The 16,299-nt window shown below is 31.3% G+C and carries 21 protein-coding genes; 3 read left to right on the top strand and 18 right to left on the bottom strand.

Annotated features, from left to right (window positions below):
* Positions 1 to 11: 11 nt before the first annotated feature.
* From dksA to FBF10_RS07080, 3 genes are read left to right on the top strand one after another with little or no spacing between them, the layout of a single operon-like run.
* Positions 12 to 374: a molecular chaperone DnaK suppressor DksA gene (gene dksA / locus FBF10_RS07090; RefSeq protein WP_002851949.1), complete on the top strand. Its 363-nt coding sequence runs from the start codon at positions 12 to 14 to the stop codon at positions 372 to 374.
* Positions 364 to 1,350: a hypothetical protein gene (locus tag FBF10_RS07085; RefSeq protein WP_002888548.1), complete on the top strand. Its 987-nt coding sequence runs from the start codon at positions 364 to 366 to the stop codon at positions 1,348 to 1,350. Before dksA ends, FBF10_RS07085 begins: the two co-directional genes overlap by 11 nt.
* A complete protein-coding gene (locus FBF10_RS07080) occupies positions 1,347 to 2,273 on the top strand; it encodes a tRNA-dihydrouridine synthase (RefSeq protein ID WP_002823485.1) in 927 nt (308 codons plus the stop codon). Before FBF10_RS07085 ends, FBF10_RS07080 begins: the two co-directional genes overlap by 4 nt.
* A 24-nt stretch (positions 2,274 to 2,297) precedes the next feature.
* Here the strand turns inward: FBF10_RS07080 and FBF10_RS07075 are convergent, their stop codons facing one another.
* The 18 genes from FBF10_RS07075 to atpA form a co-directional block, all read right to left on the bottom strand.
* Positions 2,298 to 2,987, bottom strand: a complete 690-nt coding sequence (locus tag FBF10_RS07075) for a hypothetical protein (RefSeq protein WP_020246822.1) — start codon at positions 2,985 to 2,987, stop codon at positions 2,298 to 2,300.
* Positions 2,988 to 3,110: 123 nt separating this feature from the next.
* Positions 3,111 to 3,518 (bottom strand): rRNA maturation RNase YbeY, encoded by a 408-nt coding sequence (gene ybeY / locus FBF10_RS07070; RefSeq protein WP_002851664.1) that lies wholly within the window; start codon positions 3,516 to 3,518, stop codon positions 3,111 to 3,113.
* Positions 3,515 to 4,129, bottom strand: coding sequence for a recombination protein RecO (gene recO, locus FBF10_RS07065; protein ID WP_002851895.1), 615 nt, complete (start codon positions 4,127 to 4,129; stop codon positions 3,515 to 3,517). The genes ybeY and recO overlap by 4 nt, the downstream gene beginning before the upstream one ends.
* Entirely contained in the window at positions 4,129 to 4,650 is a 522-nt protein-coding gene (locus tag FBF10_RS07060; RefSeq protein WP_002785057.1) for a cysteine hydrolase family protein, read from the bottom strand. The genes recO and FBF10_RS07060 overlap by 1 nt, the downstream gene beginning before the upstream one ends.
* Before the next feature lie 4 nt (positions 4,651 to 4,654).
* Positions 4,655 to 5,410 (bottom strand): tRNA 2-thiocytidine(32) synthetase TtcA, encoded by a 756-nt coding sequence (locus FBF10_RS07055; protein WP_002857529.1) that lies wholly within the window; start codon positions 5,408 to 5,410, stop codon positions 4,655 to 4,657.
* Positions 5,407 to 6,096, bottom strand: a complete 690-nt coding sequence (pfs, locus tag FBF10_RS07050) for an aminodeoxyfutalosine nucleosidase (protein ID WP_002859787.1) — start codon at positions 6,094 to 6,096, stop codon at positions 5,407 to 5,409. Before pfs ends, FBF10_RS07055 begins: the two co-directional genes overlap by 4 nt.
* On the bottom strand, positions 6,093 to 6,965 hold the full coding sequence (locus FBF10_RS07045) for an ACP S-malonyltransferase (protein ID WP_240367372.1): 873 nt from the start codon (positions 6,963 to 6,965) through the stop codon (positions 6,093 to 6,095). The genes pfs and FBF10_RS07045 overlap by 4 nt, the downstream gene beginning before the upstream one ends.
* Before the next feature lie 47 nt (positions 6,966 to 7,012).
* Positions 7,013 to 7,582: a peptidylprolyl isomerase gene (locus FBF10_RS07040; RefSeq protein WP_002851661.1), complete on the bottom strand. Its 570-nt coding sequence runs from the start codon at positions 7,580 to 7,582 to the stop codon at positions 7,013 to 7,015.
* Positions 7,583 to 7,596: 14 nt separating this feature from the next.
* Positions 7,597 to 8,544, bottom strand: coding sequence for a tetratricopeptide repeat protein (locus tag FBF10_RS07035; RefSeq protein WP_002851738.1), 948 nt, complete (start codon positions 8,542 to 8,544; stop codon positions 7,597 to 7,599).
* 3 nt (positions 8,545 to 8,547) lie between these two features.
* The gene (pal, locus tag FBF10_RS07030) at positions 8,548 to 9,045 is read right to left on the bottom strand and encodes a peptidoglycan-associated lipoprotein Pal (protein WP_004308235.1); all 498 of its coding nucleotides are present in this window, start codon (positions 9,043 to 9,045) and stop codon (positions 8,548 to 8,550) included.
* Positions 9,046 to 9,121: 76 nt separating this feature from the next.
* Positions 9,122 to 10,330, bottom strand: coding sequence for a Tol-Pal system protein TolB (gene tolB / locus FBF10_RS07025; protein WP_004308236.1), 1,209 nt, complete (start codon positions 10,328 to 10,330; stop codon positions 9,122 to 9,124).
* Between the two features lie 9 nt (positions 10,331 to 10,339).
* Positions 10,340 to 11,119 carry a TonB C-terminal domain-containing protein gene (locus FBF10_RS07020; RefSeq protein WP_002859784.1) on the bottom strand — a complete coding sequence of 260 codons (780 nt, stop codon included), beginning with the start codon at positions 11,117 to 11,119 and terminating at the stop codon, positions 10,340 to 10,342.
* Positions 11,120 to 11,121: 2 nt separating this feature from the next.
* Positions 11,122 to 11,511, bottom strand: coding sequence for an ExbD/TolR family protein (locus FBF10_RS07015; RefSeq protein ID WP_002866730.1), 390 nt, complete (start codon positions 11,509 to 11,511; stop codon positions 11,122 to 11,124).
* 8 nt (positions 11,512 to 11,519) lie between these two features.
* Positions 11,520 to 12,074, bottom strand: coding sequence for a MotA/TolQ/ExbB proton channel family protein (locus FBF10_RS07010; RefSeq protein ID WP_002859783.1), 555 nt, complete (start codon positions 12,072 to 12,074; stop codon positions 11,520 to 11,522).
* Complete coding sequence (atpC, locus tag FBF10_RS07005) at positions 12,074 to 12,463, bottom strand: ATP synthase F1 subunit epsilon (RefSeq protein WP_002851752.1); 390 nt, start codon at positions 12,461 to 12,463, stop codon at positions 12,074 to 12,076. The genes FBF10_RS07010 and atpC overlap by 1 nt, the downstream gene beginning before the upstream one ends.
* Before the next feature lie 3 nt (positions 12,464 to 12,466).
* Complete coding sequence (gene atpD / locus FBF10_RS07000; protein WP_002852005.1) at positions 12,467 to 13,864, bottom strand: F0F1 ATP synthase subunit beta; 1,398 nt, start codon at positions 13,862 to 13,864, stop codon at positions 12,467 to 12,469.
* Positions 13,865 to 13,888: 24 nt separating this feature from the next.
* Positions 13,889 to 14,773 carry an ATP synthase F1 subunit gamma gene (gene atpG / locus FBF10_RS06995; RefSeq protein WP_004308237.1) on the bottom strand — a complete coding sequence of 295 codons (885 nt, stop codon included), beginning with the start codon at positions 14,771 to 14,773 and terminating at the stop codon, positions 13,889 to 13,891.
* Positions 14,774 to 14,781: 8 nt separating this feature from the next.
* Positions 14,782 to 16,287 (bottom strand): F0F1 ATP synthase subunit alpha, encoded by a 1,506-nt coding sequence (atpA, locus tag FBF10_RS06990; RefSeq protein WP_004308238.1) that lies wholly within the window; start codon positions 16,285 to 16,287, stop codon positions 14,782 to 14,784.
* Positions 16,288 to 16,299: the final 12 nt, after the last annotated feature.

The raw sequence follows: 16,299 nt of genomic DNA, 5'->3' as shown, positions 1-16,299 counted from the left end.
AAAGTTTTAAAATGAAAAAAAATGAAATACAAAATTTCAAAAATATTTTAGAAGAAAGAAAAAAAGCCATCTTAGAAAATTTGCAAAGCAATTCAAATGAAATCGAAGCTCTTCACAATAGCGTCCCAAGCGATAGTGTAGATTTTTCTGTTATAGAAACAGGCTCTCAAATTGACTTTGCTATCAGCACCAATCTCAAAGAAGAACTTATAGAAATCGAAGATTCTTTAGATAAAATCAAAAACGGCACTTATGGAATTTGCGAATCTTGCGATGATGAAATCGACTCTCAAAGACTAAAAGTCAAACCTCACGCAAGATATTGTATCACTTGCCGTCAAATTGCAGAACAAGGAAAAAAACATGAAAATTAAACTCTTCTTACTTGCAAGTTTTATTTATATAGCACTTATTTTTGCCTTTGCTTGGCATCTAGAACTAGGAAGCTATACTCTAAATATCAGCACTTATACCTTTGAACTACCTATTATGATATGGCTTGTTATTCCTTTATTTATTTATATGATTTTAGCCGTTTTACACATAGCATTTTATGGATTTTTGCGTTATTTAAAATTTAAGCATTTTTTTAAAGATGCAGCTAAATTTGAAGCTTATACTCAAGATTTACTCCTTGAAAAAGATCTTAAAACCACTTTTCAAACAAAAGAATTTAGATCTGTAGCACAACTTTTTAAAACCATAAAAACACATGAAAAAATTCCACACTCAAATAAAATCAATGAAATTTTAGATCTTATTGATGGTTTAAATAAAAACGAATTTTTTAACCTTAGCAAATTTAAACTCGAAAATAACAATGTTTTATATTTGCAAAATGAAAAAAATCATCTCAAAAATGATGCAAATTATGCCTATAACAAACTTAAAAACCTTAATGAAATCAAAGATGAATTTGAAGAAATTGCTTTTAACACTCTTATAGAAAAAGCTAGTTATGAGCAAATTAAAAATGTAAAAATCCCTAAAAAGCCTTCTGAAGTTCTCACACTTATCAAGCGTTTTAAAGAAGGAAATTTAGAACTTAGTGTAGCAGAATATGAAGTTTTACTTTCACACAACATATTAAGCGAAAAAGACTATCTTAATGCAGCAAAACTAAGTACTAAACTTTTAAATCCTGATGCTATTTTAGGAATTTTTAACAAAATTAAAAATGAAAAAAGCGAAGCTTTAAGAGCATATTTATATCTTTTGGCTGAATTTGGACTTTTAGATGAGTTAAGAGAACAAATTCACAATGATGATAAAAAATTTAATGATTTTAAAGCCTTTTTAGCCTTGCGTGAAAAAAATATCAAAATCAATCTAAATCAACTCATACAATGATAGATTTTAGCAAAAAACCCCTGTTTTTAGCCCCTATGGCAGGTTTTTCAGATCTGCCTTTTCGTAATGTAGTAAAAAAATTTGGTGCTGATATTACCATAAGTGAAATGATAAGTTCTAATGCCTTAGTTTATGAAAGTTCTAAAACTTTACATATGCTAGAAAGAGCTGAATTAGAAAATCCCTATATAGTCCAAATTGCAGGTGGAGATAAAGAAGTGCTAAAAAAAGCAGTGCAAATGCTAAATGAAATGGATTTTGTAGATGGGATCGATTTTAATTGCGGTTGCCCTGTAAATAAAGTTGTTAAACAATGTGCTGGCAGTGCTTTGCTAGAAAATTTAGAGCTTTTTAAAAATCTTGTAGGAGTGATTAAAGAAAACAATAAAAAAAGCCTTACAAGTGTGAAATTTCGACTAGGATTTAATGAAAAATATCCTGAAAAAATGGCTAAAATTTGTGAAAGCTTGGGGGTGGATTTTATAAGTATCCACGGACGCACAAGAAAACAGCTTTATAGCGGAAAAGCCGATTATGGATCCATTGCTAGTGCTAAAGCGAGCGTGAAAATTCCTGTGATTGCAAATGGCGATATTAACGCACAAAACGCTAAAGAAGTTTATAAAATCACAAAATGTGATGGACTCATGATAGGGCGTGCAAGCGTAGGAAATCCTTGGATATTTTATGAAATCAAAAGCGGTAAAAGTGTAGATGAAAAACTCAAAAAAGAAATCATACTCACTCATTTTGATGAAATGATAAAACACTACAAAGATCAAGGCGTAAGTATATTTCGCAAGCATTTACACGAGTATTCTAAAGGGCATAAAGACGCTTCAGCCTTTAGAGATACCGTTAATCGTATCGACAATGTCGAAGAAATGCGAAAAAAAATAGAAGAATTTTTTAGTTTAACTTGATTGATTTTTATAATTTAAAAAATCTTAAGCCTTAATATCTATAATTTTTGCTGAAGTGTTTTGAGAAAGAATTTTATTAAATTCCCCTGCATTATCATTGCTAAAATTCATACCAAAAAGAATTTCTAGCTCATCGCTTGTGCCAAATTTAGTTTCTAGTAGTTTTCTTAAAAGCTCATTTCTTGTATTATCATCTTTGTAGGTTTCGCTTTTACTTTCTACTTGTATAGGTTTGAAAGCTTTTTTGTCTTCTTCTGAAGTTTCTTGCAGTTTTTTCTGCGATGAATCAATATTGTTAAAATCAACAAAATATTTTTTTTGAAGCTCAAGATATTTTTCTTTAAATTCATCTATACTTTTGCTTGTGTGAAAAATTTTAACATAAGCTTCATCATAACTCACGCCATCAATATGCATCCAACGAGGGTGTTTAGCATTTTCATCCATCCATTGAAATAAATTTTTAACTTCTGATTCTGGTAATTCATTGTTTCTAAGCTTATCTTCTATTGAACCCTCGACTAATTCTATTTTATCGCTGAATTTTTTAGAAATCTTATACAAATCTATCAAATCATTACCTAATTCTTCTCTTTGTTTTTTTGTAAGCTCGGGATTTCCATTTTCAATACTTTCATCTCTTATTTTGGTAAGTGTTTGCAAAGGATTGTTTCCAAAATATCTATTAAAAGAGCTTAGAGGAAATACTATCATCTTTATCACCTTGGAATAAATTTTATTCTAAAGTAAATCGGCAAAAATGATTTTTTTTAATATTTTTACTCATATATTTAAAATATAAAGCGCAAGTCTTCTAGCCCTTGAAAAAAATCTTACTTAATCTTCCAAAGTCCTTACAATCAAACTTTTAGGTAAATTAAAATGCTCTATAAGTTCTTTCTCTTTTTCTCTCATTTCTCCATTATCATTTTCATGATCAAAACCTAACAAATGAAGCATAGCGTGGATAAAAAGCAAGCTTATTTCTTCTTCATAGCTATGCCCTAACTCTTTAGCCTTTTCTTTTGCCAAATCCACATTGATCACAACAGAACCCAAAGGCAAACTCTCATCGATATTTTCAAGTGGAAAAGAAAGTACATCAGTGGTTTTATCTTGTTTTCTTTGCTCTAAGTTAATTTCTTGCATTTCTTTACTATCCACAAAGACAAGCTCCACATCTTTAGGACTTAAAAAACTTGCTATAGATTCTAAAAAATCACATTTTTCATCACTTAATATCATAAACCTTCCTTAATCAAATGATATAAATTTTCTATTTCTTCATCATCAAAAATCGCACAATTTTTACTACTATAAAATTGTTTTAGTTTTTTCTCTTCAAACTCAAATCCTAAAGCACATTGAGAATGCGAAGGTAAAAAAGCCCTTAGCAATGTAATGGAATTTTGAATTTTCTCATCACAGGCAAAACAAAAAAAATCTTTATGCAATCTTCCTTCAAATTCCAAAATTTTTAAATAAGCATCAACAATAACACGCTTTGGATTTTGTTTTTCAAACCTTTTCACACACTCATCAAGTAAATCAAAATAAAAACTATCAAGCTCTTCTACATCTTTTAAGTGCCTATATAAAAGACGGATAAATTCTTGCCAAATAAGCATTTTATCCCTTTGCATAATCCATAAAAATCCCAAATGCAATACATCTTTAAGTCTTGGTAAAAAACTAGGATTTTCTTCTAAAGCAAAGTCGATTTTATAGCCGCTTAAAATACTAGAATGTCTAAGTCCATAAAAACGATAAGCCTTAATAAGCATTTTAGGACTTAAAATATAAACAATCAAATCCTCATCTTTAACTTTTTGAGTATGAAGTATAAAGCCTTGCATTAAACAATTTCAATACCATAAGCCCTAAGTATATCAAAAGCGGATTTTTCTAAATTTTCATCAAAACTTGCACTTAAATTTTGGTGTAAAATTATCCTTGCATTAGGCTTAGCACCAAAAGCTAAAATAATATTACAAAACACACAAATATGAGAAACAAGCCCTGCAAAATGAAGTTCTTCATAATCACTTTTTTGTATGAAATTAGCTAATTCTAAGCTACCAAAAGTATTTTTATAAAAAATTTTATGAGCTTTTTGTAAAAAAGGTTCAAATTCCTTTGGCATTTGCCAACCCAAACTCTCTTTAATGCAATGTTTTACAGGTAAATTTAAACCTTCTTTACTTTGTAGATAATGCTCATCATGCGTATCATAGGTTAAAAGCAAATGCGTGTTATTAAAATCGATTTGATTTAAGGCTTTAAGAATATTTTCTTTGATTTTTAAAGCCTTATCAAAACCTAAACTTCCATCAATAAAATCATTTTGATAATCCACTAAAACAAAAGCTTTTTTCATGCTTTTATGCCTTTTGAAGCCAAAAACTTTCTGTGTGTAAATTTGTAAAAGCAGTTTTTAAGCTTGTAAAAAGCTTAGGATGATCTTTTTCTAAATTTGCTAAAAGCTGTTTAGCTTCTTCTCTAGCGTGTGGAAATTTCACATTTTTTTCGCTGAGTTTCATACCAGGACAAAATTCATTTCCTATCACGCTAAGTTCATTTTGCGTAGCATTATCCCTAAGCTGTCTTTCTCGCACAAAAATCAAAGGGCGTATCACAGTTATACCGCGTTTGCTTTGATAAATAGGCGCTAAGGTTCTTAAAGCTCCATTATGAATAAAATTCATAAAAAAGCTTTCTGCTGCATCATCTAAATGATGAGCTATAGCAAGCTTGTTAAAACCTTTTTCAAGAGCGTAAGTATATAAAGCTCCACGACGCATTCTCGAAAAATAACTACAAAAACTTGAATTTTCTCTTATGGTATCGCCTGAAACTTCATAAATATTTGAATCAAGCACGCTATGTTTAATGCCGTGTTCTTCACAATGTGCATGAAGATGAGAATAATCCTCGCCCATACCATAACTCAAAGTTACCGCTTCAAGTTCAAATTTAAAAGGAGCGTGAGCTTGCATACGATTTAAAAGATGGGCTAAAGCCAAAGAATCTTTCCCGCCACTAAGCCCTAAAAGAACCCTATCTCCATCTTTAATAAGTCCAAATTTAGCATTAGCTTGTGCAACTTGGCGTATGAGTTTTTTGCTAAGATTTATCATAATTTCTCGCACATTTTAAGCACAAAATTGGCTGAAATTTTAGCTGAATTGATCACAAACTCATCAAAATCAAATTCAGCCTTTTCCCCTGCTTTATCACTCATAGCTCTTAAGATAAAACAAGGCACCTTTAAAGCATCACAAACCAAAGCCACGCTTGCGCCTTCCATTTCACAAGCATCCGCATTGAAAATTTCTCTAATTTTTGCTTTTTTTGCTTCATCGCAAATAAACTCATCACCCGTTGCAATAATGCCTGCACGCAGTTTGATATTTAATTCCTTAGCAACTTCTAAAGCAAGATTGTTTAATTTCTCATCGGTTTTGATAAAAATTTCATTACCTGGAACAAAGCCCAAAGGATGTCCAAAAGCAGTAATATCAAGATCGTATTGAGCTAATTTTGTTGCATAAAGCAAATCGCCAATTTCAAGTTCAGGATTAAAAGCACCTGCAACTCCTGTAAAAAGCAAAGCTTGTGCGCCAAATTTTTCTATCATCACACTAGCACTAAGAGTAGAATTTACCTTGCCAATTTTAGAATACGCTAAAACAAGTTCATGGTTTTTATACTTTGCAAAATAATAAGTATTGTTAGCGTGTTCTATTTTCGTATAATCTTTAAGTGTTTCAAGCAAAGGAGTGATTTCTTCACTCATGGCTCCTAAAATTGCTATTTTCATCATACAACCTTTAAAAATTCATCAATATCATTCATATTTGTTAAAGCATAAGTTTCTTTTGAAGTGATTTTTTTATTCAAACCCTTAAGCACACTTGCGCCAAATTCTATGAAATAATCTACTTCATTTTCACATGCCTTAATGCTTTGTTTATAAAGCACAGGAGAGATAAGTTGTGCTTTTAAAAGCTCAAGGGCTTCTTCTTTGCTTGTATAAATTTTGGCATTTGCATTAGAAATTACGGCTTTAAAATTTGGTTTTAACACCTTTTCAAGCTCCACACAAAGCTTAGCTGAAGCATTTTCCAAAAGAGGACAATGACTTGCCACGCTCATATTTAAAAGCATAGCTCTTTTAGCTCCTGCTTCTTTAAATACACTTTCATAACTTGTTAAATCAGGTTTTAAACCTGCTACAACGATTTGTCCATCGCAGTTATAATTTGCAGCGAAAATTTGCTTGTTTTCTTTTTGTGCTTTTTGACAAAGCTCTTCAACCTTTTCATCATCAAGCCCCAAAACCACCATCATACCTGCTTCAACTTTTGCACAATCTTCTTGCATGAAAAGCCCTCTTTTATTGACCAAAGAAAGAGCCTCTAAAAAATCAAAAGCACCATTGACAGCTAAGGCTGAAAATTCTCCCAAAGAATGCCCTAAAGCAAATTTCGAACTTAAATCAGGTTTTTTTTCAAGTAAAACACTATAAGCCATTAAGGAATTTAAAACGATGGCGGGTTGAGTAAATTCACTTTGATTGAGTTTTTCGTTTTCTTCAAAAAGCAAATGTTTAAAATCAATCTTACAAAAATCACTTGCGTTTTGAAGGAGTTCTTTGGCTTTTATAGAGTTTTCATAAAAATCTTTTCCCATGCCAAGACTTTGAGAGCCTTGACCTGGAAATATAAACGCAGCATTCATTAATGACAACCGCAACCGCCACCACCACAGCAACCGCCGCCACCATGTCCATGTCCGTGATGATGATCGTGTCCATGTCCGCTTCCACAACCACAACTATGACTTCCTGCGATAATACCTGTAAGAATTTCATCTTCACTCGCAGCTCTAGCATCTACGATATTTAAAGAAAAAAGCAAATCACGACCCGCATAAGGATGATTATAATCAATTGTGACATCATTTTCACCAATTTCTTTTACAGTTACACGAACGGTTTCGCCATTTTCGCCTTCGCCAAAAAGCTCCATACCTACTTTTAAATCAATACCTGCAAATTGCTCTTTTGGTAAAGTTTGAACGGCATTTTCATCGTATTCGCCTAAACCTTTTTCTTTTTTAATTACCACATCAGCATTGCTAGGGCAATCAAGCTTCATCACTTCTTCTTCTAAGCTTTCTAAAATCTGACCTTTGCCTAAAATAAAAGAAATAGGTTGAGAATATAAATTTGATTCTAAAACTTCATTTGTATTTGCATCTTTTAACTCATAAAACATTGAAACTACACTATTTTTTTCTATAGCCATTTTATCTCCTTAATTTATTTTCTATTAGGTGAAGCTTTTGCTTCGGGTGAATTTGGATAATTAGTTTTTAAAGCTTTATAAAAACCATTTGCTGTTTTTGTATCACCTGTTTTATCCAATGAAATGGCAGTATGATATAAAAGTTTTGGGAAATAATCTCCTTTTGTACTCAAAGAAGAACTTTTTTTATAATAAACAATAGCATTGTTATAATTTTTTTGTTTATACTCGATCTCCCCTAACCAAAAATTTGCTCTTGCAGGTTTATACTGCTTTGTTATGAGAAAATTTAATTTTGCTTTGGAATCTTCAAAAGCATTTTTATCAACATCTTTTATCGCTAATTCTAAAATTTCATTATTTTTTTTCTTTTTCCAAGATTCATCAATTTGTTTTGCTTTATCATCTTGGGTATTTTGAGTATTATTGTTTTCAATGGTACTATTTGAATCTGTAGTTGAAACAACAACACTAGGTGTAATAGTTTTAACGCTTAAATTTGCATCATTTAATTCGTTTTTAGAAACATAATTTGCATTAATAGCATCTACTAAAGAACTAAGTTCGGCTAAAACTTTTTTTACTTGCTTATTATTAGCTTCTTGAATTTTTCTACTTTCTTCAACATAAGCCTTTAATTTTTGAATTTCACTAGTAAAATTATTTTCAATATTTTGATTATTCTCTTCAACTTGACTTAATCTAGAATTTGATTTAGCATATTGAGAATTTATACCTTCTAAAGTGCTTTGTAAACCCTCGATTCTTTCGTTAATTTCATTAATTCTAGCATTTGTTTGTATATTTTCATTATTTAAATTATCTAACTTTTCTTTAAATAATTTTTCATTTGAAGTTAAACCATAAGAAGAATTGCTTGTTATATCTCCTGCACCAAAAGCTGAGCTTTCTGCATAAAGTAAAGTAGCTCCAAGAAGAGCTACTGTGAATATTTTTTTCATTAATTATCTTGATAATTTAAATTCAGCACGTCTATTTTGCGCATCGCAAGCTTTAGTTTTTTCAGTGCACACAGGATTTGTTTCTCCATAGCTTTTAACAGCAATTCTATCAGCATTTACACCTTTAGCGATTAAAGCTTCTTTTACAGCTTTTGCTCTTTTTAAACCTAGAGCTTGGTTATATTCATCGGTTCCCCACTCATCGCAGTTTCCTTCAACAGTAATACTTACACCGCTTACTTCAGTGTTAAAAATATTAGCATTTGCGCTTACAACATTTTGCATATCAGGACGAATGTTGAATTTATCAAAATCAAAATATACTTTATTTAAAGTATCATTAAGTTGAGAAATTTTTGAATCAATATCCCAACCATCACTTCCACCTGAACCACGATTTGAATCAACACTACTATCACCGCTTACGCTAGTGCTTTTTGTGCTACAACCACTAATAACAACTGCAAGAGCTGCAATTGAAATAAAAAGAATTTTTTTCATTTATGACCTTTCAAAGTTAATAAATTCTTACTATTATATCTAATTTTTAATTAATTTTAACCTAAAATTGAAATTTTTACCAATCAATTGATTGAATTTTTCCAACCCTAAGAGGAAAATAAAAAGTCTTATTTGCATTTACACGAATAACACCTAAAGCACTTTGCGCACCTAAATATTTGATAAATACTATACTTCCACCGTCACTAGAAAATCTTGGAAATAAATTTTTTCCATTTGCTGTAAGTTGACGAATATAATCACTATTAATTGACATCAAATAAATATTAAAAACACCTGCTTGATTTGGTTCACGACTTGAATAAACCAAAAAATCTTTATAAGTCGAAACAGCCGAATTGTTTCTACCATGAAAAACAACTTGTTCAGCACTATTACTATTTAAATCTTGCATAAAAATATTAGGATATCCCAAACGATCGCTTACAAATACCACTTTACTATCATCTGAGCCAATAAAATTTCCATTAACATCAATACCAGAATAATTAGTTAATTGTGTTAGATTTTTGGTATTTAAGTCATATAAATAAATATCAGGCTGATCTTTTGGAGCCATGGTAACAAGTAGTTTACTTCCATCTACACTCACATCACTTGCTACAACCATACCGCCGCTTGATAAAATTTTACTAGCTTTATTGGTATTTAAATCATAACGGTATAAAGTTGGCTTATCATGATCATAAGCTGTATAATAAAATAGAGTTTGTTCTTTATTTCCCCATTTTGGAAATAAATTAAGCCCACCATCAACAATAACTTTTTGATAAGTTAAAGTATAATCAGCCATAATAATTTGACTTTTCTTAGAGCTGGAATTTCTCGCGATCAAAATTTTATGATCCATCCAATCAACAGGTGCAAGTCCTAACGCATTTACAGAAGCTTTGACGCTTTTATGTGCCAAAAATGGATATTGCTCTAAACCATTTAAAGTATAAGTTTGCTCTGACTTATCAGAACCGCCAGCTTTTATTTTTACATTTAAACTCAAAGTGTTACCATTTTTATTTAAAGCGTATTCAAAAGTATAATTACTTGTTTCAGTTGCATTAGCAACAACTTCAAAGTTTGAACTTACTTTCAAATCGTTCACAATGATATTATAAAAGCTTTTCTTTAAATTCTCATCACTTAAATTTGAATTGTCTTTAACAATAATCTTTGGTAAAACTACACCAGAATTAACAACATCAATCACTGGATCTTCTGCCCAAAGACTTCCTAAAAAGACTAAAAAAATTGCTACAATTTTTTTCATTTTTTTCTCCTAATCATTTTTAACTTTTACTTCATCTCTTAAATTCATGGTAATGCTTATATTTTTATTTTGCGGAGGATAAGTAATAAATTTACCTTTTTGACTTTCTAAAAATTCAGCCACTTTAGCATCATATAAAGGATTCCCACTTTTTTCAACTGAAGTATAGCCAAATTTTCCATTTTCATCAATAAAAATTTTTACCTTAACAGAAATTTTTTCACTATTTGGATAATACTGAGTCCATCTTTGAGTGATAATACGCACAACTTTCCCTAAAAATTCATCATAAATTCCAATTTTTTGTGCCTTTGTACTTTCACCTTGTGTTGAACTTTCTTCTTGAAGCAAGCTATCATTAAGTTGTTTTACAAGTTCAGAAGCTTGAGGTTTTGGGGCACTAGAAATTCCTGATTTAGCACTTGATTGAATTTTTGTAGTCTTTTCTTCTTGTATTTCTTTAATATTTCCAAAAAGCTCATTAAAATTACTTGCCTTTTGGTCAATATCTTCAGTTTTAACTGTTTTATTTGTAGTCTGAGCAAAAAGCTTTTCTATATCAATTTGCTCTGTTGGTTTTTGTATTTCTTTAGGAGTGTTGCTTTGAGTAATAACTTGTTTTGATGGTTCAGCAAGTTCAATATCTACAAAACTATCTTTTATATCAGTATATTGTATAGCAGGTTCAACCTCGCTTACAAGTCTAAAAAAAACAAGAATTACTATACTAATATATATTGCTAAAGCAAGTAAAAACGAATTTAAATTACTCAAACCATAATTTTTCATGATTATTCAGTCTGTAAAGCAACTTTATTAAATCCTAAATTTTTTACACTTCTTAAGACTGAAATAACATCGTCATATTTTAAGCTTTTATCAGCGCGTATAAAAACCGGATCTTCGGTATTAAATTGTGCTTTTCTTTGAGCAAGATTGTCAGCAAAACTTATAAAATCGTATTTTTCTTGATTTAAAAAAATTTCTTTTTTTGCATTAATACTAATAATTAAACTCTTAACAGTTGGAGCGCTAGTATTTTTTTGACTACCTTGTGGAAGATTAATTTTTTCTTCATAAGTAATGCTTGGAGCTGTTACCATTAAAATCGCAAGCAATACAAGCATAATATCTACTAAAGGTGTGATATTAAGTTCAGGTTTTTCATCATCAAATGGCATTTTTAACCTTATTTACTCGAACTTATAACTTTAATCTCGCTATCAATAATGCTTAAAAGTTCAAAAGCTTTTCTTTTAATGATGAGATGAAATGTATAAGCAGGAATTGCTACTAAAATACCACAACCTGTAGCAACTAAAGCCTCACTGATTTTAGGAGCTATGATACTTAAAGAATTTTGAGTTCCAAGCCCACCAAAAGTTTCAAGTATAGAAATAACTGTCCCAAAAAGACCTATAAAAGGTGAAGTTGAAGCAATAATACTAAGCCAAGTAAGTCCAGCAGAAGCGCGGCGACTTGCTAAATTTTTATAGATTTCTAAATGATTTGAAGTTGTATCATTGCATTTTCTTAAAATCGAATCAGTACGACTTAAATCCTTCTCACCCAAGAGCAAAATTTCTAAACTTTCTTTTTCTTTATTTCTCCATGTAGCCAAATAAGTCAATCTAGCAAACAAAATACTAAATGCTAAAATAAAATATAAAGAAAGCCATAATAAAACTATATAAGTAATAATACTTGAACTATTGAAAAAATGAAATATAGCTTCAAAATTCATTAATGCATCCTTGCATTATCAAGTTTTGAAAAAGTTGCTGCTAAAGCTGCATTATCAGAACTCATAGATTTAATCAAATCTTTTGCTTGAGCAAGATTTTTTTCAATCTCACTTTCATCACTTCCACAAACCCAAACCGCACCCTTTGCTAACACGCAAATCTTATCTTCATCTACCTTTGCATGTCCAGCATCAATAGCAATTAATTCATGATTTAAATCAGCTTTTTCAATATCAATTACTCCAGATTTTAAAGAAGAAACCAAAGCAGCATGTCCTTTAAGCACGCCAAATTCTCCTTCACTACCCGGTAAAGTAACAGATTTTACTTCTCCTTGATAGATTACACCCAAAGGCGTAACTATCTCGAAATTAATCAAATCGTTCATAAATTAACCTTTTAATTTATCCGCTTTTGCAATAGCTTCATCTATATTTCCAACCATATAGAAAGCATTTTCTGGTAAATGATCATATTTACCTTCTAAAATTCCCTTAAATCCTGCTATTGTATCTTCAAGGCTTATATATTTTCCTGGGCTACCTGTGAAAACTTCTGCAACGAAAAATGGTTGTGATAAGAATTTTTCAATCTTTCTTGCTCTTTCAACTACAAGTTTATCCTCTTCGCTAAGCTCATCCATACCTAAAATGGCGATGATATCTTGTAAATCTTTGTATTTTTGAAGCACTGATTGAACACCACGAGCAACTTTATAATGTTCTTCTCCAATGATATTTGGGTCAAGCATTCTTGAAGTTGAGTCAAGTGGGTCAACTGCAGGATAAATACCCTTTTCAGCAATAGCTCTATTTAAAACCGTTGTAGCATCTAAGTGAGCAAAAACAGTTGCTGGAGCTGGGTCGGTTAAGTCATCAGCTGGAACGTAAACAGCTTGAACTGAAGTGATTGAGCCTTTTTTAGTTGAAGTAATTCTTTCTTGGAATTTGCCCATTTCACTTGCTAGGGTTGGTTGATAACCCACAGCTGATGGAATTCTTCCTAAAAGTGCTGACATTTCAGAACCTGATTGTGAAAATCTAAAGATATTATCAATAAACATAAGCACATCAAGACCCATTTCATCTCTAAAATACTCAGCCATTGTTAAACCTGTTAAAGCAATACGATTTCTTGCCCCTGGTGGTTCATTCATTTGTCCATAACATAGAGCAACTTTGTCTAAAACATTACTTTCTTTCATTTCATTATAAAGGTCATTTCCTTCACGAGTTCTCTCACCCACACCTGCAAATACAGAATAGCCGCTATGCTTAAATGCAACATTGTGAATAAGCTCCATAATAATAACAGTTTTACCAACACCTGCACCACCAAAAAGACCTACTTTACCACCTTTTGCATAAGGAGCAAGTAAATCCACAACTTTAATCCCTGTTTCAAAAATCTCACTTTTTGTGCTTTGATCTTCAAAAGCTGGTGGATCTCTATGAATTGCCCATTTTTTATCAAAAGAAATTTCTTCACCTTCATCGATCAAATCTCCAGTAACATTGAAAATTCTTCCTAAAACTTTCTCACCAACAGGAACACTAATAGGAGCACCTAAAGCCTCAGCTTTTAAACCCCTTACCAAACCATCTGTCATATCCATAGCAATAGTTCTAACTCTATTATCTCCTAAATGAGCTGCTACTTCTAAAACAAGTTTATGTTTTTTTCCTTCGCTTTCAAAATTTACAACAATTGCTTCATTAATTTGAGGTAAATAGTCGTTAAAATCTACATCAACAACCGGACCTAATACCTGTGAAATAAATCCTTGCATTATTTATCTTCTCCTTAAAATTTACTATTTCATTGATTCAACACCACTGATAATTTCTATAAGCTCAGTGGTAATAGATTCTTGTCTTGCTTTGTTATAAGCTAAATTTAGTTGTTTCACTCTTGCCTTTGCGTTATTAGTTGCATTATCCATAGCTTGCATTCTTGCACTATGCTCTGCCGCCAAAGAATCGATTAACGCATAATACATATTATACTCAAAATATGTTTTCATTAAATCTTCTAAAAGCTCAGTTCCTTCTGGTTCAAGCTCTAAAAGAGAATTATGAGTCTGTTCAATACTCTTTGGTTCAACTGGAATAAGATGATTAATTTTAAGTTCTTGGGTAATCATATTTTTATAACCATTATGAACTAAAATCACTTCATCTGTATTTCTATTTAAAAAATCATCTACAGCAGCATGAATTACTTCACATGCTTTCTCATAATCAGGACTAGAACTAAGATGGAAATATTTCTCTAACAATTCTATTTTTTGAAAATTAAAATATTCAATCCCAGTTTTACCTATAGCTCTAAGACGAATATTAATATTTTTTGCTTCATATTCTTTTAGCATTTCACTTACTGTTTTTAAAGTCTTAATATTAAAACCACCGCATAAGCCTTTATCTGCAGTGATAAATATTAAATCTACGGTTTTAATTTGTTCTTTTTTATGAAACAAAGATAAACGCACATCATCTTCATTGTGAACAATTTTATTGATCTGAAATGAAATTTCACTCAAAATTTCATCGATTTTTTGTGCATAAATTTTTGATCTTTTAGCTGCTTCTTCTGCTTTTTTTAACTTAGCAGTAGAAACTAGCTTCATAGCATTTGTAGTCTTTTGAGTGTTATGAACACTTTTAATTTTTCTTTTAATTTCTTTTAAATTAGACATAAAAGACCTTATAAATGATTTGCTTTAAACTCATTAATGGCTTTAGCTAGTTTTTCTTCCAAATCAGAATCTAAAGCTTTTTTAAAGCGAATTTGCTCAAAAATATCTGGATGTTTTGCCTCAATAAAAGGATAAATTCCATCTTCAAATTCCTTAATTCTAGAAACAGCAATATCATCTAAGAAACCTTTGGTTCCTGCAAAAATTAAAACTACTTGTTTTTCAACGCTAAGCGGAGAATAAGGTGGTTGTTTTAAGAGTTCAACCATTCTTTGTCCACGTTCAAGTTGTTTTCTACTTGCCTCATCTAAATCACTAGCAAATTGTGCAAAAGCTTGAAGCTCTCTATATTGAGCAAGGTCAAGTCTTAATGTGCCTGAAACTTGTTTTGTAGCTTTAATTTGAGCAGCCCCACCTACACGAGATACTGATAAACCAACATTAATTGCGGGACGAATTCCTGAGTTAAATAAATCAGTTTCTAAGAAAATTTGTCCATCTGTAATTGAAATAACATTAGTTGGAATATAAGCAGAAACATCTCCTGCTTGTGTTTCAATTATCGGCAATGCCGTCAAAGAACCAGCACCTAATTCATCATTTAGCTTGCTTGCTCTTTCAAGCAATCTTGAATGAAGGTAAAAAACATCGCCTGGATAAGCTTCACGACCTGGGGGACGACGTAAAATCAAAGACATTTCGCGATAAGCTACAGCATGCTTGCTCAAATCATCATAAACAATTAAAGCATGTTTTGCGTTGTCTCTAAAAAATTCACCCATGGTTACACCAGTATATGGAGCTAAGTACTGTAAAGCCGCAGGATCTGAAGCACCGGCATTTACAACAATAGTATATTCCATAGCACCATGTTCTTCTAGTCTTTTAACCACTTGTGCCACTGTACTTTGCTTTTGACCAATTGCAACATATATACAGATAACTCCTTGACCTCTTTGAGATATAATAGTATCAACAGCAACGGTAGTTTTACCTGTTTGTCTATCACCTATGATAAGCTCTCTTTGACCACGACCAATTGGCACAAGCGCATCAATAGCTTTAATTCCTGTATGTAAAGGCTCATGAACACTTTTTCTCGCCATAATACCTTTTGCTTTTTCTTCAACAAAACGATATTCATTAGCATTGATCACACCTTTAGCATCAATTGGCTCACCTAAAGCATTTACAACACGGCCAATCAAAGCCTCACCTACTGGAACTTTAAGTAATTTCTTAAGTCTTTTTACAGAAGCACCTTCTTTTAAACCTTCTCCTTTTCCAAGTATAACAATACCTACACTCGACTCTTCAAGGTTTAAGGCCATTCCTTTATCACCATTTTCAAATTCTACCATTTCTCCAGCCATAATATTCTTAAGTCCATATACCTTAGCAACACCATCAGCTACAGAAATAATCTTTCCTGTTTCTTCAATTTCAAGATTTAAATCAAAATTTTCAATTCTTTCTTTGATTATTGAACTGATCTCATCAGCTTTAAATTTCATTTACTTTTTCTC

It is taken from the genome of Campylobacter sp. CFSAN093249, assembly GCF_011067895.1.
GTDB lineage: Bacteria > Campylobacterota > Campylobacteria > Campylobacterales > Campylobacteraceae > Campylobacter_D > Campylobacter_D jejuni.
This window is presented reverse-complemented; position numbering and strand designations above follow the sequence as displayed.

What these genes read in the sequence shown, in the direction of transcription:
- dksA (WP_002851949.1), top strand. Translation starts at nt 12, where the DNA reads ATGAAAAAAAATGAAATACAAAATTTCAAAAATATTTTAGAAGAAAGA.
- FBF10_RS07085 (WP_002888548.1), top strand. Translation starts at nt 364, where the DNA reads ATGAAAATTAAACTCTTCTTACTTGCAAGTTTTATTTATATAGCACTT.
- FBF10_RS07080 (WP_002823485.1), top strand. Translation starts at nt 1,347, where the DNA reads ATGATAGATTTTAGCAAAAAACCCCTGTTTTTAGCCCCTATGGCAGGT.
- FBF10_RS07075 (WP_020246822.1), bottom strand. Translation starts at nt 2,987, where the DNA reads ATGATAGTATTTCCTCTAAGCTCTTTTAATAGATATTTTGGAAACAAT.
- ybeY (WP_002851664.1), bottom strand. Translation starts at nt 3,518, where the DNA reads ATGATATTAAGTGATGAAAAATGTGATTTTTTAGAATCTATAGCAAGT.
- recO (WP_002851895.1), bottom strand. Translation starts at nt 4,129, where the DNA reads ATGCAAGGCTTTATACTTCATACTCAAAAAGTTAAAGATGAGGATTTG.
- FBF10_RS07060 (WP_002785057.1), bottom strand. Translation starts at nt 4,650, where the DNA reads ATGAAAAAAGCTTTTGTTTTAGTGGATTATCAAAATGATTTTATTGAT.
- FBF10_RS07055 (WP_002857529.1), bottom strand. Translation starts at nt 5,410, where the DNA reads ATGATAAATCTTAGCAAAAAACTCATACGCCAAGTTGCACAAGCTAAT.
- pfs (WP_002859787.1), bottom strand. Translation starts at nt 6,096, where the DNA reads ATGATGAAAATAGCAATTTTAGGAGCCATGAGTGAAGAAATCACTCCT.
- FBF10_RS07045 (WP_240367372.1), bottom strand. Translation starts at nt 6,965, where the DNA reads ATGGGAAAAGATTTTTATGAAAACTCTATAAAAGCCAAAGAACTCCTT.
- FBF10_RS07040 (WP_002851661.1), bottom strand. Translation starts at nt 7,582, where the DNA reads ATGGCTATAGAAAAAAATAGTGTAGTTTCAATGTTTTATGAGTTAAAA.
- FBF10_RS07035 (WP_002851738.1), bottom strand. Translation starts at nt 8,544, where the DNA reads ATGAAAAAAATATTCACAGTAGCTCTTCTTGGAGCTACTTTACTTTAT.
- pal (WP_004308235.1), bottom strand. Translation starts at nt 9,045, where the DNA reads ATGAAAAAAATTCTTTTTATTTCAATTGCAGCTCTTGCAGTTGTTATT.
- tolB (WP_004308236.1), bottom strand. Translation starts at nt 10,330, where the DNA reads ATGAAAAAAATTGTAGCAATTTTTTTAGTCTTTTTAGGAAGTCTTTGG.
- FBF10_RS07020 (WP_002859784.1), bottom strand. Translation starts at nt 11,119, where the DNA reads ATGAAAAATTATGGTTTGAGTAATTTAAATTCGTTTTTACTTGCTTTA.
- FBF10_RS07015 (WP_002866730.1), bottom strand. Translation starts at nt 11,511, where the DNA reads ATGCCATTTGATGATGAAAAACCTGAACTTAATATCACACCTTTAGTA.
- FBF10_RS07010 (WP_002859783.1), bottom strand. Translation starts at nt 12,074, where the DNA reads ATGAATTTTGAAGCTATATTTCATTTTTTCAATAGTTCAAGTATTATT.
- atpC (WP_002851752.1), bottom strand. Translation starts at nt 12,463, where the DNA reads ATGAACGATTTGATTAATTTCGAGATAGTTACGCCTTTGGGTGTAATC.
- atpD (WP_002852005.1), bottom strand. Translation starts at nt 13,864, where the DNA reads ATGCAAGGATTTATTTCACAGGTATTAGGTCCGGTTGTTGATGTAGAT.
- atpG (WP_004308237.1), bottom strand. Translation starts at nt 14,773, where the DNA reads ATGTCTAATTTAAAAGAAATTAAAAGAAAAATTAAAAGTGTTCATAAC.
- atpA (WP_004308238.1), bottom strand. Translation starts at nt 16,287, where the DNA reads ATGAAATTTAAAGCTGATGAGATCAGTTCAATAATCAAAGAAAGAATT.